The sequence below is a fragment of the Delftia sp. UME58 genome (assembly GCF_014170385.1).
Taxonomy (GTDB): Bacteria; Pseudomonadota; Gammaproteobacteria; order Burkholderiales; family Burkholderiaceae_C; genus Comamonas; species Comamonas acidovorans.
In genome coordinates this window covers 15,565-31,854 of the sequence record NZ_LZZV01000028.1, presented here as the reverse complement: position 1 = coordinate 31,854, position 16,290 = coordinate 15,565, and the positions used below count along the sequence as shown (strand labels likewise).

Below are 16,290 nucleotides of genomic sequence, written 5' to 3'. Positions count from 1 at the left end.
ACTGGTTTTCCATGTCATGGCTGTGGCAGCAAAGCATCAGATCGCGCATTTTCAGAGGCGGCCGTACATTTTTTGACATGCCCGCACCTAGAATTCGCAGCAGCCGCAAATGGCACTGATCTAGAGCCGGAGTCGGCCCTGAGATTTCAAGAATACCCACTCAACAATCCCAAGGAGATGCCGAGATGATCAAGATGAACCGCGTTGCCCTGGCCGTGCTGGCCGTGCTGGGTTCCACCACCGTGATGGCGCAAAGCAGCGTCACGATCTATGGCCGTATCAACACCACGATCGAGCGCCAGAAGATCGGTGACGAAAGCGTCAACAAGATGGAGAACAACTCCTCGCGTTGGGGCATGCGCGGCGTCGAAGACCTGGGCGGCGGCCTGAAGGCCGGCTTCGTGCTGGAAAGCGGCTTCGCTTCCGACACCGGCATGGGTTCCTCCTCCACGGGCGCGCTGACCTTCGGCCGCCAGAGCGAAGTGAACCTGTCGGGCAGCTTCGGCAAGATCCGCATGGGCAACTTCTTCCCCGGTTCGTACTTCGCCACGGCCGACTACGTGAGCATGCACAACCATGACACGGGTACCTCGTCCGACGCGCTGTACTTCGACCCCGTCTGGTTCGCCAGCGGCCTGGGCACTGCCAACAAGATCTCCTACACCACCCCCAACATCGGTGGCCTGACGGTCGAAGGCTCGGTCTCCATGCACGAGAAGGCCACGCCCGCCCGCAAGAACGGCTATGACCTGGCCGTCAACTACGACGTGGGCCCCCTGGCCCTGGGCGCCGGCTACAGCCAGGTGGACGAAGACAAGCAGGCCGCCTTCCGCGCTGCCTACACCTTCGGCCAGTTCGTGGTCGGTGGCTACTACCAGCGCAACGACGAGCAGATCCGCGGCACGCGCAACAACTTCCGTCTGTCGGGCATGTACACCCTGGGCGCTTCCGAGTTCCACGTGAACCTGGGCCACGCCAACAAGTGGAGCAACATTGCCGACTCCGGCGCCAACCAGTGGACCCTGGGCTACAACTACAACCTGAGCAAGCGCACCAAGGTCTACGGCTACTACACCAAGGTGGACAACAAGGCCGGCGCCAACTACATGACCGGCGTGAAGGGCGCGGACTTCTCGTCCTTCGCCGTCGGCGTGCGTCACGCATTCTGATCGCCGCGCGGCGTAAGCCGCGAGCAAAGCAGGTCTGTTCCAATCAGTATCTGCCTGCCATCAGGCCTCGTACCGAAAGGTGCGGGGCCTTTTTGTCTGGGCCCGTCTTTTCACAGCCTGATCAAGGAAAAACCATGAGGATCATCGCGGCCGGTTGCCTGGCCTTTGTCGTCGTCTCGCTGCTGGCCGTCACCCAGGTGAAGGGCGTGCCGGACGGGCAGGCCATGCCTGCCTCCGTGCAGATGGCCAAGTAAGTCCTCGGCAAGAGGCACGAGCCCCGGACTGGTTCCGGGGTTTTTTTATGGTCGCGCGGATGCGTTGAGGGTGCGTCTTTCTGTTTAACCTGTATGAAAATACAGGTATTGGGAAACGTCTGATGCCTGACGCATGGACTGCCTAGAATGTTTGGCTCCCACTGACCACACAACATCCATGACGCACGGTCTGATTCGAATTCGCGGCGCACGCCAGCACAATCTCCAGAACCTGGATCTCGACATCCGTACCGGCGAGCTGACCGTGGTCACGGGGCCCAGCGGCTCGGGCAAGTCCAGCCTGGTGTTCGATACCCTGTATGCCGAAGGCCAGCGCCGCTATGTCGAGACCTTCTCGGCCTATGCGCGCCAGTTCCTGGACCGCATGGACAAGCCGGCCGTGGACCGTGTGGAGGGGGTGCCGCCGGCCATCGCCATCGACCAGACCAATCCCGTCCGCAACTCGCGCTCCACCGTGGGCACGATGACCGAGCTCAACGACCACCTGAAGCTGCTGTTCGCGCGTGCGGCCCAGCTGTTCGACCGCGACACCGCCGTGCCCGTGCGCCACGACACGGCCGACAGCGTGCTGGAGGAACTGGCCGAGCGTTGCCGGCAGGCCGGCGATCCGCGCATCGCCATCACCTTTCCCGTGGAACTGCCCGCCAACACCACGGCTGCCGAAGTGGAGCAATGGCTGTCGGCCAGCGGCTTCACCAAGGTCCAGGCCGAGCGCGAGGCCGAGAAGGCCGGCACCGTGGAGCCTGCCGCAGACGCCAAGGGCAAGAAGGCCAAGGCGGCGGCGCCGCTCAAGGTCAAGCTGCTGGATGTGGTGGCCGACCGCTTCCGCCTGGGCAATGTGGAGCGGGCCCGTGTCTACGAGGCCATCGAGGTCGCGCTCAAGCGCGGCAGCGGCCACATGACGGTTTATGTGCTGCCTGGGTCCGCCGTGGAAGCCGCAGGTGACCAGCCCGCCGAGCCCCAGTTGTGGAAGTTCTCGCTGGGACTACACTGTCCCGAAAGCGGCCTGAGCTACCAGGAGTCGATTCCCTCGCTGTTCTCCTTCAACTCCGCCGTGGGCGCCTGCGAGGCCTGCCGGGGCTTTGGCCGCGTGATCGGCGTGGACTGGGGGCTGGTCATCCCCAACGACAAGCTCACCCTGCGAACGGGCGCCATCAAGCCCGTGCAGACGCCGGCCTGGAAGGAGATCCAGGACGACCTGATGCGCCACGCCGAGGCCGAAGGCATCCCGCGCGACACGGCCTGGGCCAAGCTCACCGACGCACAGAAAAGCTGGGTGCTGGACGGCTCGCCCAACTGGAATGGCAAGTGGACCCAGACCTGGTACGGCATCAAGCGCTTCTTCGAATACCTGGAGAGCAAGGCCTACAAGATGCACATCCGGGTGCTGCTGTCCAAGTACCGCAGCTATACCGAATGCCCCACCTGCGGCGGCGCGCGCCTGAAGACCGAAAGCCTGCTGTGGCGCCTGGGCGGCAAGCAGGCCGCCGATGCCGTGCTGCCGCCCGGCGACGAAGGCCGCTACCGCCGCTTCATGCCGAAGGGCGTGGCCTGGAGCCGCGAGCAGCTGGACGCGCTGCCGGGCCTGTGCCTGCACGACCTGATGCAGCTGCCCCTGGTGCGGCTGCGCGACTTCTTTCAGCAGCTGGCGCCGGCTGCCGACGCCCCATTGCATGACGGCGAGGCCCAGGCGCTCAAGATGCTGCACGCCGAAATCATGGCGCGCGTGCAGTACCTGTGCGACGTGGGCATCGGCTACCTCACGCTGGACCGCCAGAGCCGCACGCTGTCGGGCGGCGAGGTGCAGCGCATCAACCTGACCACGGCCCTGGGCACCTCGCTGGTGAACACCCTGTTCGTGCTCGACGAGCCCAGCATCGGCCTGCACCCGCGCGACATGGAACGCATCACCGAGGCCATGCAGCGCCTGCGCGATGCGGGCAACACCCTGGTCGTGGTCGAGCACGACCCGGCCGTGATGTTCGCGGCCGACCGCATGATCGACATGGGCCCCGGCCCCGGCGCGCGCGGCGGCCAGATCGTGTTCGACGGCACGCCCGAGGACCTGCGCCATGCCGACACGCTGACCGGCGCCTACCTGGGCGGGCGCAAGCAGGTGGGCTTCGGCCTCAAGCGCATGGTGACCGAGTCCACGCCGCGCCTCATCCTCGAAGGCGCACGCGAGCACAACCTGCGCAGCATCGACGTGGACTTTCCGCTGCAGCGCCTGGTCACCATTACCGGCGTCAGCGGCTCGGGCAAGTCCACCCTGATCCAGGACGTGCTGGTGCCCGCGCTGATGCGCCACTTCGGCAAGCCCACGGATGCGGCCGGCGCCTTCGAGCGCCTGCTGGGCGCCGACCACCTGAGCGACGTGATGTTCGTGGACCAGTCGCCCATCGGCAAGACGGCGCGCTCCAACCCGGCCAGCTACGTGGGCGCCTGGGACTCCATCCGCGAGCTGTTCGCCATTGCGCCGCTGTCGCGCCAGCGCGGCTACACGGCCGCCAAGTTCAGCTTCAACAGCGGCGACGGCCGCTGCCCCACCTGCGGCGGCTCGGGCTTCGAGCATGTGGAGATGCAGTTCCTCTCCGACGTCTACCTGCGCTGCCCCGACTGCAACGGCACGCGCTACCGCCCCGAGATCCTGGAAGTCACGATCGAGCGCCACGCGGCCGGCGAGCTGCAGCCGCGCAAGCTCAACGTGGCCGATGTGCTGGAACTCACCGTGGCCGAGGCGGCCCTGCTGTTCGCCCAGGACCGCGAGGTCATCCGCGCCCTGCAGCCCATCGTCGACGTGGGCCTTGAATACGTGAAGCTGGGCCAGCCCGTGCCCACGCTGTCGGGCGGCGAGGCCCAGCGCCTCAAGCTCGCGGGCTTCCTGGCCGAAGCGGCCAAGGCCCAGGCCAAGTCGAAGCAGGCGCTGGCCAAGAAAGGCACATTGTTCCTGTTCGACGAGCCCACCACGGGCCTGCACTTCGATGACATCGCCAAGCTCATGCGCGCGCTGCGCAAGCTGCTGGAGGCCGGGCACTCGCTGATCGTCATCGAGCACAACCTCGACGTGATCCGTGCCAGCGACTGGCTGATCGACCTCGGCCCCGAAGGCGGCGACGGCGGTGGCGCCATCGTGGCCCAGGGCACGCCCGAGGAAGTGCGCCAGATTCCTGGCTCGCACACGGCCCAGGCGCTGCGCGAGTACGACCTGGCCATGGGCGTGGGCGGCGAGGCCGTGCGCGAGGTCGCCCCCATGCTCTACAAGAGCCAGCGCAAGGCGCATGCCATGTCGGGGGCGGCTGCCAGGAATGCCATCGAGATCGTCAACGCCAAGGAGCACAACCTCAAGCAGCTGTCGGTGGAGATCCCGCGCGGCAAGTTCAACGTGGTGACGGGCGTCTCGGGTTCGGGCAAGTCCACGCTGGCCTTCGACATCCTGTTCAACGAAGGCCAGCGCCGCTACCTGGAGTCGCTCAACGCCTATGCGCGCTCCATCGTCCAGCCTGCGGGACGGCCCGAGGTGGATGCGGTCTACGGCATTCCGCCCACTGTGGCCATCGAGCAGCGCCTGTCGCGCGGCGGGCGCAAGTCCACCGTGGGCACGACCACCGAGGTCTGGCACTTCCTGCGCCTGCTCTACGTCAAGCTGGGCACGCAGCACTGCATCCACGACGGCGCCGCCGTGCAGCCGCAGACGGCAGAAAGCATCGCGGCCCAATTGCTCACGCAGTTCCGGGGCCAGACCATCGGCCTGCTGGCGCCGCTGGTGGTCAACCGCAAGGGCGTCTACACCGAGCTGGCCGACTGGGCACGGCCGCGCGGCTACACGCATCTGCGCGTGGACGGCGAATTCCTGCCCACCACGGGATTCCCGCGCATCGACCGCTTCAAGGAGCACACCATCGAACTGCCCGTGGCCAGCGTCACCGTCACGGCGGCCAATGAGCGCGAACTGCGCGCGCACCTGGCGCAGGCGCTGGAAACAGGCAAGGGCGTGCTGCATGTGCTGTCGGGCCTGGACAACCTGGCCGATGCCATGGCCGGCGGCCGGAGCACGGCCGGCATCGGCAGCCTGCAGGTGTTCTCCACCCAGCGCGCCTGCCCGGTCTGCGCCACCAGCTATGCCGAGCTGGACCCGCGCCTGTTCTCCTACAACAGCAAGCACGGCTGGTGCCCCGACTGCGTGGGCACGGGCGTCAAGCTCACCAAGGACCAGCGCAAGGTCTACGACGACACGCAGATGGCCGAGGACAACCGGGGCCGCGAGGTCAAGTTCGAAGGCCAGGAAATCGAGGACCTGGCCGAAGTCACCTGCCCCACCTGCCAGGGCACACGCCTGAATGCCACGGCGCGCGCCGTGCGCTTCCATGGCGTGGGCATTGCCGAGATCGCCCAGCTGTCGGTCAACGACGTGCGCCAATGGGTGCAGGCGCTGGCTCTGTCCGGACGCGAGTCCGACATCGCGCGCGACCTCATCCCCGAGATCCAGAGCCGGCTCGAATTCCTGGAGGAAGTGGGCCTGGGCTATCTGACGCTGGACCGTGGTGCGCCCACGCTGTCGGGCGGCGAGGCCCAGCGCATCCGCCTGGCCGCGCAACTGGGCAGCAACCTGCAGGGCGTGTGCTATGTGCTGGACGAACCCACCATCGGCCTGCATGCGCGCGACAACCAGATACTGCTCAACGCCCTGCACAAGCTGGGCGACAAGGGCAACACCCTGGTCGTGGTCGAGCATGACGAAGACACCATCCGCCGCGCCGACCACATCATCGACATCGGCCCCAGCGCCGGCATTCGCGGCGGCCGCCTGGTGGCCCAGGGCACGGCGGCCGACATCATGGCGGCCGAGGACTCCATCACGGGCCGCTACCTGCTGCACGCCATGCGCCACCCGTTCCAGCCGCGCCGCTGGGTGGGCGAAGGCCAGCCGCCGCAGGCCGCCGCCGAGCTTGCAGCAGTGGCCGAACCCGTGCCGGAGCCCGCGCCTGTCAAGGTATCCAAATCCAAAAAGAAGGCCGCGCCTGCCGCTGCCGAAGCGGTGGCCGAGCCCGCGTCCGACGCACTGGGCTGGCTGACCGTGCGCGGCGCCCACTTGCACAACCTGCAGAACGTGGATGCGCGCGTGCCGCTCAAGCGCCTGGTGGCCGTCACCGGCGTCAGCGGTTCGGGCAAGTCCACGCTGGCGCGCGACGTGATGCTGGCCAATGTGGCCGCCTGGGTGGGCCAGCGCGCCACCAAGGCCGGGCGCGATGCCATGGACGCCGGCAAGGCGCCGCCGCTGTCCGGCTGCAAGGGCCTGCAGGGCTTCGAGGGCATTGACCGCGTGCTCGAGGTCGACCAGACACCCATCGGCAAGACCCCGCGCAGCTGCCCGGCCACCTACATCGGCTTCTGGGACACCATCCGCAAGCTCTACGCCGAAACGCTGGAGGCCAAGGCCCGCGGCTATGCGGCCGGCCGCTTCTCGTTCAACACCGGCGAAGGCCGCTGCCCGGCCTGCGAGGGCCAGGGCATGCGCACCATCGAGATGAGCTTCCTGCCCGACGTGAAGGTGCCCTGCGAGGTCTGCCACGGCGCGCGCTTCAATCCCGAGACCCTGGCCGTCTCCTGGCGCGGCAAGAGCATTGGCGACGTGCTGCAGATGGAGGTGGACGAGGCCGTCGAGTTCTTCGCCAGCATGCCCGGCATCGCCCACCCGCTGCAGCTGCTCAAGGACGTGGGACTGGGCTATCTCACGCTGGGCCAGCCCTCGCCCACGCTGTCGGGCGGCGAGGCCCAGCGCATCAAGCTCGTCACCGAGCTGACCAAGGTGCGCGACGACGTGACCCGGCGCGGCAACAAGGCGCCGCACACGCTCTATGTGCTGGACGAACCCACGGTGGGCCTGCACATGGCCGATGTGGACAAGCTCATCCGCGTGCTGCACCGCCTGGTGGATGCGGGCCACAGCGTGGTCGTCATCGAGCATGACCTGGACGTGATCGCCGAGGCCGACTGGATCATCGACCTCGGCCCCGAAGGCGGCAAGGACGGCGGCCGCATCATCGCGGCCGGCACGCCCGAGGATCTGGTGGCCGCGGGCACGCACACGGGCAAGGCCCTGGCCCCTGTGCTGGCCCGTTGAGCCTCAGGCGCAGGCCACGCCTGCGCTGCGTGCGGAGCCTGCGGACAGGCGGCTGCTCCAGAAGACCAGCACCAGGCCCACGGCCGTCAGCGCGGCGGCGGCCCAGCCCAGGTTGACCAGGCCCAGGCCACCGGCCAGGGCCAGGCCGCCGACCCAGGCACCCAGGGCATTGCCCAGGTTGAAGGCCGCAATGTTCAGGCTGGAGACCAGGTTGGCGCCCTGGGGGCCGGCCTGGTCCAGCACGCGCATCTGCATGGGAGCCACCGTGGCGAAGGCCACGACGCCCAGCACGATCACATAGGCCATGGCCACGGCCTGGTTCCCGAAGGCCCAGCGGCCTGCCGCCAGCACCACCATCAGCGCCGCGATGCTCCACACCAGGGCGCGCATCACGCCCCGGTCGGCCAGCTTGCCGCCCAGCAGATTGCCGGCGGCCAGGCCCGCGCCGAACAGCAGCAGGGTCAGTGCAACCAGGCTGTCGCCCATGTGGGTCACCTGGGTCAGCAGCGGCTCCACATAGGTGTAGAGCGCGAACACGCCCGCAAAGCCGAAGGCCGTGATGCCCAGTCCCAGCCAGACCTGGCCGTTGCCCAGCACGGCCAGCTCCTGCGCCAGCGGCGTGACCTCGGGGCGGCCCTGGTCGCGCGGCACGAAGGCGGCAAGGATGGCCAAGGCCAGCACGCCGATCGCGGCGACGGCCAGGAAGGCGCTGCGCCAGCCGAACATCTGGCCGATCCAGGCACCGGCAGGCACGCCCAGCAGGGTCGCCAGGGTCAGGCCCGAGAACATCAGCGCAATCGCCGAGGCCTTCTTGTCCGCGGGCACCAGTCCCGTGGCCACCACGGCGCCCACGCCGAAGAAGGTGCCGTGGGTCAGCGAGGTCAGCACGCGTGCCGACATCAGCCATTCATAGCTGGGCGCAAATGCGGCGGCCAGGTTGCCGGCGATGAAGATCAGCATCAGCGCCAGCAGCAGGCGCTTGCGCGGCCATTGGCGCGTCAGCAGCGTGAGCACGGGCGCGCCCACGGCCACGCCGATGGCGTAGCCCGAAATCAGCGAGCCCGCCGTGGGAATGCTGATGTGAAGATCCTGGCTGACCTGGGTCAGCAGGCCCATGATGATGAATTCCGTGGTGCCGATGCCAAAGGCACCGGCCGCCAGGGCGAGTAGGGAAAGAGGCATGGACGGATTCCTTGTGATCCTTGGTGTGATGTCCAGTAATGTCGCACTGCAACATATTTTTGTGTAGATGGAATAATGGAAACGGATCTGTTCCTGTGTGGAATAGATGACCTCTTTCAGGAGACGCCATGCCCGCACTTGCCCCACCCACGGCCACCGATACAGGCAACGCCGATGCCAACCGCTTTGCCGAGCTGGAAATGCTGATCCTGGTGGCCGAGCGCGGCAGCCTCTCGGCCGCTGCGCGCCACCTGGGCATCTCGCCCTCGGCCGTCAGCAAGAGCATGTCGCGGCTGGAGGCGCGCCTGGGCGTGCAGCTGCTGCAGCGCAGCACGCGGCGCCTGCATCTCACGCCCGAAGGCTGTCAGCTGTTCGAGCGCGGCAAGCGCGTGCTGGCCGACCTGGAGGAACTGGAGGCCTGCGTGGCCGTGCGCAGCGAACCACGCGGCCTGGTGCGCATCAACACCAGCTCATCGACCGGAAAAATGCTGCTCGTGCCCCTGGTGCCGCAATTGCTGCAGCGCCATCCCGGGCTGAGCCTGGAACTGAGCTTCACGGACCAGATCGTGGACCTGGTCGAGGCCGGCACGGACATCGCCGTGCGCTGGGGGCAGCTTCCTCCCTCGGACATGGTCGCGCGGCTGCTGGGCCGCACGCGGCAGGTCATCCTGGCCTCACCGGAGTACCTGGCCCGCATGGGCAGGCCCCTGCATCCAGACGAACTGGGCCTCCATGTGCGCCTGGGCTGGAGCTACCAGCGCGCCATACCGCACTGGCCGTTTCTGGTGGACGGCCAGCGCGTGGCCGTCGATATCGGGGAGGTGGTGCGCGTCAACGACGGCGATGTGATGCGCGAGCTGGCGCTGCACGGCACGGGCCTGGCCCGCCTGTCGCTCTACCACGCCTGGGCCGACGTGCTCGCCGGCCGGCTGGTGCCCGTGCTGGAGGAATTCAACACGGGCGACCTGGAGCCCATACACGCCGTCTACCTGGGCAAGCCCGACCGCCTGCCCCCGCGCACGCGTGCCGTGCTCGACTTCCTGCAGGCGCATGTGGACCTGCGGCATGCGGAGCAGCTGCCGGCGCTGCCCTGAGGTGTAGCCGGCAGCGGGGGCGTCACTCCTGCTCGGCGGTCGGCGGGGCGGCGTTGAAGGACAGGTTCTCGATGATGTCGTGCAGCACGGTAGGAACAGGGTCCACAGGTGCATCGGCCGCGTAGACGATGCCTGTGCCCACGCCCTTCGGGTCAATCAGGCGCTTGGCCACCAATACCTGTTCGGGGCGGGTTCCGTTGGTGCGGGAACTGCCTTCACCCTCGTTCACGCTGTAGACGAAGTAGTAGGAGCGCAGCAACTGGCCAGATCTGGTGATCTTCACGCACAGCACGCCGCCTTCCAGATTGCCCCGGATCTGGTGTTCGCAGCCAAACAGCCGGTCTGCCGTTTCCATCAGGCCATTTCCGTTCGCCGTGGCGGGTGTCTGCAGCTGCATATTCACGACTTCGGAGAAAACGCCTTCGCTACCGAAGGAAGTCAACGCCCAGATGCCCCGCAAGCTGGACGCCACCGCGGGATAACCGAAGTTGAAACGCGAAATCTCCACCTCCTGCTCGCCGGGAAGCGTGATGAATCCCGAAACGCCGCTGGTGAAGCGCATGCTGACCTGGCCCATATTGCGGTCCTCGGATCCCGAAAGCGGGCCGCTGCCCAGGTGGCGACCGCCCTTGTAGCGCATCAGCGGCGCAGAAAAGCGGTTGTTGCTCAGTGCACCTGAGGTCATGTAGAAGCTGGGCTGGCCATTGCTCTCATAAGCATACATTTGCATGACCAGCGTGCCGTTCTGTGCGTCGATGGCCAGCCCGCGCCCGGGTTTGCCATCAAGCTCCGAAGTCACGACCCAGGTGCCATTGCTGGGCATGAACGCGTGCGCCAGGCCGCAGCCCAGCAAGGTGGCCGTAGCCAGTAATTTCTTGAACATGAGTCTCTCTTTATGAGTGAATGGTGAGATCTTTGAATGATTTCGCAGGGGGTGGATTTTCAACGAAATCCGCCAGTTTCGGGAGATCTCTTGGAAGGTCGCAGGGCATGGATGCACTTCTGAAGTGATCGCTCGATAGATCCAGATGGCGAAGCATCTCAAACGGTGCATTTCTTGGAGGATTCAGCGCTGCGCAGCAACCTGTCAGACGCTTTTCTCGAGATTTTATGCAGCGGATTCTCGATGAACTTGAAGTAGAGCAAGGAGCAGACCACGACTGACACCAGATACACCAGCAGCGATAGCTTTCCGCCCCCTATCCACAGCAGGCCCGGAATCTTGGGGAAAAGCAGGCCGTAGAGAATCACCATCAAGGGAATGTGCAGCAGGTACAGCGCATAGGAGGCATCGCCCAGCCTGCAGAAGAAGCGGCTCAACGGGCTGCCGGACGACGGCAGCAATGCGGCCAGCGCCACCAGCCCCACGGACGCGCTGCCAAACAGCATCACCCGTTCCGGATAGTAGAGAAATGCAGCCATGCCGACACCCAGGAAACCGCCGTATTTCTGTGCCCAGATGCTCGCGCACAGTGCAATGGCGGTGAATATGGACCATGCTGCAATCGACTGCCGAGGCTTTCTTTGAATCCACTCGCTCAGCAGAAAGCCGGCAATGAATTCAATGATCAGTGGAGATGTCAGAAAAACATTCAAGAGGAAATTGTTTTCCCTGGGCGTTGCCGATCGATAAACCCCCAGATTGAATTGCACGGCTACGATCATCACAAATGTTGCCAGCAACGCAAGAAATACCGGAACGGCCTGCTTTCGTGTGAAGCAGAGCATGGCACCAATCAGTAGATAGAAATAAAGCTCATAGGTCAGCGTCCAGGAGACATTGAGCAGATAGAACTCCTGGGGCAGCAGCAGAAATGAATTCCAGCGGCTGATTTCGGGCCCGTTGAAGATGCCAAGCCAGACGCTGAGAAAAAGCACCAGCAGGAAGGCGGGCCAGTAGCCGCTGTAGATTCTCAAAAAGCGCCGGAAGACAAAGCTGGATGCAGTGCCAGCTCCGGGCCGCATAGGGCGCGTGGTCTCGGCCATGATGAAGCCGCTGATGACGAAGAAGATATCGACACCAGCGAAACCATAGACGGAAATCTCGGTGATCCACGCCGGGATGTTGGCGTAGTGGGCCGGATGCACATTGGGCGGAAGCGTGTGGTGCAGAACCACGAGAAAGGCGGCAATGAAGCGCAGTATTTGTATGTTTTTATAGATCATGCAGCCAAGGTGATACCTGAAAGTGCATGCCTGACTGACATGCGGTTGCGATATGGGGCATGAATCTGCAGAAATCTTCTGCCATGCGGGCAGGCGCCATCCTAAACCAAGACGGCTCTACGGCGGGCCGGTGGCTGCACTCCGCTGGCCAATGCAGAAAGCTGCCTGTTGGGCAGCTTTGCTCTTGGTCTTGTGGAGCTACGGTGCAATATGAACCGGCGCAAGAGTGTGTGACTATCTGGCCAAGGGTTTCATGTTGGCAAAGCTGTCCTGCCTGCTTCCATCCCGCCCGATGGCCCATGCGCACCACGCCGATACCGCGCCCGCAAACACCACATACAGGCACACCAGCCACGGGCTGCCACCGGCCGTCTTGACCAGCGCCGTCGCAATGATGGGCGTGGTGCCGGACGCGAAGATGCCCGAGAACTGGTAGACGAAGGAAATGCCGGTGTAGCGCACCTTGGCGTCGAACAGGTCGCAGAACAGCGCGGCTTCGGGACCGTAGACCGCCGCGTAGAGAATGCCGAAGGGCACGACGATGGCGATCCAGATCAGCAGCACATTGCCGCCGCTGTGGGCCATGAGCCAGAAGGCGGGGAAGGCCGAGATGGCGGTGATCAGCGATCCCCACAGATACACGCGGCTGCGGCCAAGGCGGTCGGACAGGCGGCCGAACAGCGGAATCGTGAAGCACATCACCACGGCGGCGACCATCACGCCGATCAAGGCGTCGGTGCGGCTGATCTGCAGGGTGGAGGTCAGGTAGCTGATCGAGAACACGCCGAAGACGTTGAAGAAAACGCCGTCGATATAGCGTGCGCCCATGCCCTTGAGCACATTGCCCGGATAGCGCCGCATCATGTCCATGAAGGGAATCGCGGTCTCGGCATTGCGTGCCTTGACGGCCGCGAATTCGGGCGTCTCCTTCACATGCAGGCGGATGTACATGCCCACGGCCACCATGAGTCCCGAGATCAGGAAGGCGACGCGCCAGCCCCAGGCCATGAATTGCTCCTCGGTGCACAGCCAGGACAGCAGGGCCACCACGCCCGAGGCCATGAACAGGCCGATGGCCAGGCCCACCTGCGGCAGGGAGGCGTAGAAGCCCCGCTTTTCCTTGGGCGCGTATTCGTAGGCCATGAGCACGGCGCCGCCCCATTCGCCGCCCAGGCCTATGCCCTGGGCCACGCGCAACAGCAGCAGCAGGATGGGGGCGGCCACGCCGATCTGCGCATGCGTGGGCAGCAGGCCGATCAGGAAGGTGGACACGCCCATGATCATCAGCGTGACCACGAGGATGCTCTTGCGCCCCACGCGGTCGCCGAAGTGCCCGAAGATCACCCCGCCCAGCGGCCGCGTGACGAAGCCCACGGCAAAGGTGGTGTAGGCCAGCAGCGTGGAGATCAGCGGATCGTCGCTGGGAAAGTACAGCTTGCTGAACACGATGCCGGCGACCACGCCGTACAGGAAGAAGTCATACCACTCGATGGTTGCGCCGATGAGCGCGGAGGTCACCACCTTGCGGATGACCCTGGGATCGGTTGCCGTCGTCATGCTGTCTCCTGGTTGTCTGTCGCATTGCCGGGATGCAGGAACGGGCAGTCATGCGACCTTGAGCTGCCCTGTCTCTCCGTGCCTGTCTTCGCGAACCATGTCGGCGGCCTTCTCGGCCATCATCACCACGGGCGCGTTGGTGTTGCCCGAGACCAGGGTGGGCATGACCGAGCAATCGACCACGCGCAGGCCGGCCATGCCGTGCACGCGCAGCCGCGCATCGACCACGGCCAGGGCGTCGCTGCCCATGCGGCAGGTGCCGCTGGGGTGGAAGATGGTGGCGCCGTGGTCGCGGCAGAACTCCAGCAGTTGCGCATCGCTGTGCGCATCGGGGCCGGGCTTGACCTCGCGCTTCACGAAGGGGCGCATGGCCGGCGTGTCGGCAATGGCGCGTGCCGCGCGCACGGCCGCCACATTGGTGCGGCGGTCCAGGTCGGTGGCCAGGTAGTTGGGCTGGATGGAAGGCGGCTCGAAGGCATCGCGCGAGCGGATGCGCAACTGCCCGCGCGACTCGGGCCGCAGCTGGCAGACCGACATGGTGAAGCCCGAGTACGGATGGACCTGCCCGCCTGCCATGTCGGCCGACAGCGTGGAGACGTGGAACTGGATGTCGGGCGTGGCGGCCACGGGCCGGCCTTGCTCGTCCCTGAGCGCACGCATGAAGCAGCCGCCCTGGTTGATGCCCACGGCCAGCGCGCCCGAGCGGAACAGCAGCCACTCCAGCCCCAGCCGCGTCCTGCCCATCCAGGAATTGAGCTGGTCATTGGTGGTGATGGGCTGGCTGCATTCGTAGCCCAGGCGGATCTGAAGATGGTCCTGCAGGTTCTCGCCCACGCCCGGCAGATCGTGCACCACGGGAATCCCCAGGGACTGCGACAGCGCGGCCGGACCTATGCCCGACAGTTGCAGCAGCTGCGGCGACTGGATGGCGCCTGCCGACAGAATCACCTCGGCCCGCGCCCGGGCCTGGCGCTCCTGCCCGCCTTGCCGGTAGCGGATGCCGGTGGCGCGCCGGCCGCGCACTACCAGCTGCGTGGCCATGGCGTCGGTCTCTATGCGCAGATTGGGGCGGCGCCGGGCCTCGCCCAGATAGGCCTTGGCCGTGCTGCAGCGCAGGCCCTTGTGGGTGGTGAGCTGGTAGTAGCCTGCGCCTTCCTGGTCGCGGCCGTTGAAGTCCTCGGTGCGGGGCACGCCGACCTGGCCTGCACCGGCAATGAAGGCCTCGATCAGCGGATGCTGTGCGCCGATGTCCGAGACCTTGAGCGGCCCGTACGCGCCATGGCCCGGGAAGGCGCCGCGCGCATTGCCTTCGGACTTCACAAAGTAGGGCAGCACCTCCTCATACGACCAGCCCGCATTGCCCAGCGCCGCCCAGTGGTCGTAGTCCTGGCGCTGGCCGCGCACATAGATCAGGCCGTTGATCGAACTGCTGCCGCCCAGCGTGCGGCCGCGCGGCCAGTAGATGCGCCGGCCGTTCATGTTGGGGTCCGGGTCGGTCTCGAACTTCCAGTTGTAGACGGGGCTCCACATGGTCTTGCCGTAGCCGATGGGCAGGTGGATCCAGGGCGAGCGGTCCGGCGGGCCGGCCTCCAGCAGCAGCACCCGCGTGGCCGGGTCCTCGGACAGGCGCGCGGCCAGCACGCAGCCGGCAGAGCCGGCTCCCACAATCACGTAGTCATAGCTGTCGATGGGGTCTGGCATGCAGTGGCTCCTTTTTGAGTTTCTTTAAAAGGAACTATTTGTTCCTTTGAGTGAAACTTATTCGCTGCTGCGCTGGACCGCAACCCCGCGCAAACCCTTGCCGGCTCCTGGCGATCAGGCATGATCGAAAGCGTTTCCGGCCTTCCACACGACACGACACCGCCCCATGCCGCCATCCCTTGCCAGCGCTGCCCCGGACCCCACCCCTGCACGGCAGGACGAAGCGAACTCGGTCTCCGATCGCTCCCTGGCCGTGCTCGATTTCGTGACCCAGGCCGAGGCCCCGCCGGGGCTCATGGACATCGCAGCCGCGCTCAACCTGCCCAAGGCCACGGCCTCGCGCCTGTGCGCCCACCTGGAGGCGCGGCAGTGGCTGCTGCGCCATGAGGGCGACCGAAGCTTCTCCCCGGGCCCCAAGCTGCTGAGCCTGGCTGTGCGCGCCCTGCAAGCCGACCCGCGCCAGGCCCTGCGCCATGAGCTGCTGTCCCAGCTGGTGGCCCGTCTGGGCGAGACCTGCAACCTCACCGTGCTGGACGGCACGCGCGTGCGCTACCTGGACCGTGTCGAGACCCACTGGCCGCTGCGCATCCAGCTGGAGGCCGGATCGATGGTGCCCATCCACGCCACGGCCAGCGGCAAGCTGTTCCTGGCCCATATGCCTGCGGCCCGGCGCGCGGCCATCCTGGACAGCGTGGAACTCACCGCCTGCACGGCCAACACGCTGACCACGCCCGAGGCGCTGGCGCAGGAGTGCGCGCGCATCGTGCGCGAAGGCCACTCCTGCGACCGCGAGGAATTCATGCGCGGCATGATCGCCGTGGCCGTGCCCGTGCGCGACGCCAAGGGCCAGTGCCGCGCCACGCTGGCCGTGCATGCGCCCGAGGCGCGCATGCCGCTGGCGCAGGCGCTGGAGGGCCTGCCGCACCTGAAGGAAACGGCCCAGCGCATGGCCGGCCTGCTCTTCTGAGGCGCTGGGCACCCCAGAAATAAGGCCCCCACGCTACCCTTGCTGCGCAAGGTCCGCT

At 66.1% G+C, this 16,290-nt stretch carries 9 protein-coding genes; 4 read left to right on the top strand and 5 right to left on the bottom strand.

All coding sequences use genetic code 11. From position 1 onward, the window contains the following. Positions 1 to 185: 185 nt before the first annotated feature. Together A9976_RS10285 and uvrA are read left to right on the top strand one after the other, a co-directional pair. Positions 186 to 1,169 carry a porin gene (locus A9976_RS10285; protein WP_183018920.1) on the top strand — a complete coding sequence of 328 codons (984 nt, stop codon included), beginning with the start codon at positions 186 to 188 and terminating at the stop codon, positions 1,167 to 1,169. Between the two features lie 432 nt (positions 1,170 to 1,601). Further along, positions 1,602 to 7,565 carry an excinuclease ABC subunit UvrA gene (gene uvrA / locus A9976_RS10280; protein ID WP_183018919.1) on the top strand — a complete coding sequence of 1,988 codons (5,964 nt, stop codon included), beginning with the start codon at positions 1,602 to 1,604 and terminating at the stop codon, positions 7,563 to 7,565. 3 nt (positions 7,566 to 7,568) lie between these two features. On the opposite strand, the gene A9976_RS10275 is transcribed toward uvrA, so the two are convergent. After that, positions 7,569 to 8,747: an MFS transporter gene (locus A9976_RS10275; RefSeq protein ID WP_183018918.1), complete on the bottom strand. Its 1,179-nt coding sequence runs from the start codon at positions 8,745 to 8,747 to the stop codon at positions 7,569 to 7,571. A gap of 128 nt (positions 8,748 to 8,875) precedes the next feature. Between A9976_RS10275 and A9976_RS10270 the strand changes: the two genes are divergently transcribed. Next, entirely contained in the window at positions 8,876 to 9,841 is a 966-nt protein-coding gene (locus A9976_RS10270; protein WP_183018917.1) for a LysR family transcriptional regulator, read from the top strand. Positions 9,842 to 9,863: 22 nt separating this feature from the next. On the opposite strand, the gene A9976_RS10265 is transcribed toward A9976_RS10270, so the two are convergent. From A9976_RS10265 to A9976_RS10250, 4 genes are all read right to left on the bottom strand, one after another. Continuing rightward, on the bottom strand, positions 9,864 to 10,724 hold the full coding sequence (locus A9976_RS10265) for a hypothetical protein (protein WP_183018916.1): 861 nt from the start codon (positions 10,722 to 10,724) through the stop codon (positions 9,864 to 9,866). 158 nt (positions 10,725 to 10,882) lie between these two features. Then, positions 10,883 to 12,007, bottom strand: a complete 1,125-nt coding sequence (locus A9976_RS10260) for an acyltransferase (protein ID WP_183018915.1) — start codon at positions 12,005 to 12,007, stop codon at positions 10,883 to 10,885. A 234-nt stretch (positions 12,008 to 12,241) separates the two neighbouring features. Beyond that, positions 12,242 to 13,564, bottom strand: a complete 1,323-nt coding sequence (locus A9976_RS10255) for an MFS transporter (protein ID WP_183018914.1) — start codon at positions 13,562 to 13,564, stop codon at positions 12,242 to 12,244. Positions 13,565 to 13,612: 48 nt separating this feature from the next. Further along, complete coding sequence (locus A9976_RS10250) at positions 13,613 to 15,265, bottom strand: GMC family oxidoreductase (RefSeq protein WP_183018913.1); 1,653 nt, start codon at positions 15,263 to 15,265, stop codon at positions 13,613 to 13,615. Positions 15,266 to 15,431: 166 nt separating this feature from the next. Here A9976_RS10250 and A9976_RS10245 point away from each other — a divergent pair, with 166 nt between their 5' ends. Next, positions 15,432 to 16,232, top strand: coding sequence for an IclR family transcriptional regulator (locus A9976_RS10245; protein WP_183018912.1), 801 nt, complete (start codon positions 15,432 to 15,434; stop codon positions 16,230 to 16,232). The last annotated feature ends 58 nt before the right edge of the window (positions 16,233 to 16,290 follow it).

Excerpts from the sequence above, each read along its gene's own strand:
- A9976_RS10255 (WP_183018914.1), bottom strand. The coding sequence starts at position 13,564 with ATGACGACGGCAACCGATCCCAGGGTCATCCGCAAGGTGGTGACCTCC.
- A9976_RS10250 (WP_183018913.1), bottom strand. The coding sequence starts at position 15,265 with ATGCCAGACCCCATCGACAGCTATGACTACGTGATTGTGGGAGCCGGC.
- A9976_RS10245 (WP_183018912.1), top strand. The coding sequence starts at position 15,432 with ATGCCGCCATCCCTTGCCAGCGCTGCCCCGGACCCCACCCCTGCACGG.
- uvrA (WP_183018919.1), top strand. The coding sequence starts at position 1,602 with ATGACGCACGGTCTGATTCGAATTCGCGGCGCACGCCAGCACAATCTC.
- A9976_RS10285 (WP_183018920.1), top strand. The coding sequence starts at position 186 with ATGATCAAGATGAACCGCGTTGCCCTGGCCGTGCTGGCCGTGCTGGGT.
- A9976_RS10275 (WP_183018918.1), bottom strand. The coding sequence starts at position 8,747 with ATGCCTCTTTCCCTACTCGCCCTGGCGGCCGGTGCCTTTGGCATCGGC.
- A9976_RS10260 (WP_183018915.1), bottom strand. The coding sequence starts at position 12,007 with ATGATCTATAAAAACATACAAATACTGCGCTTCATTGCCGCCTTTCTC.
- A9976_RS10270 (WP_183018917.1), top strand. The coding sequence starts at position 8,876 with ATGCCCGCACTTGCCCCACCCACGGCCACCGATACAGGCAACGCCGAT.
- A9976_RS10265 (WP_183018916.1), bottom strand. The coding sequence starts at position 10,724 with ATGTTCAAGAAATTACTGGCTACGGCCACCTTGCTGGGCTGCGGCCTG.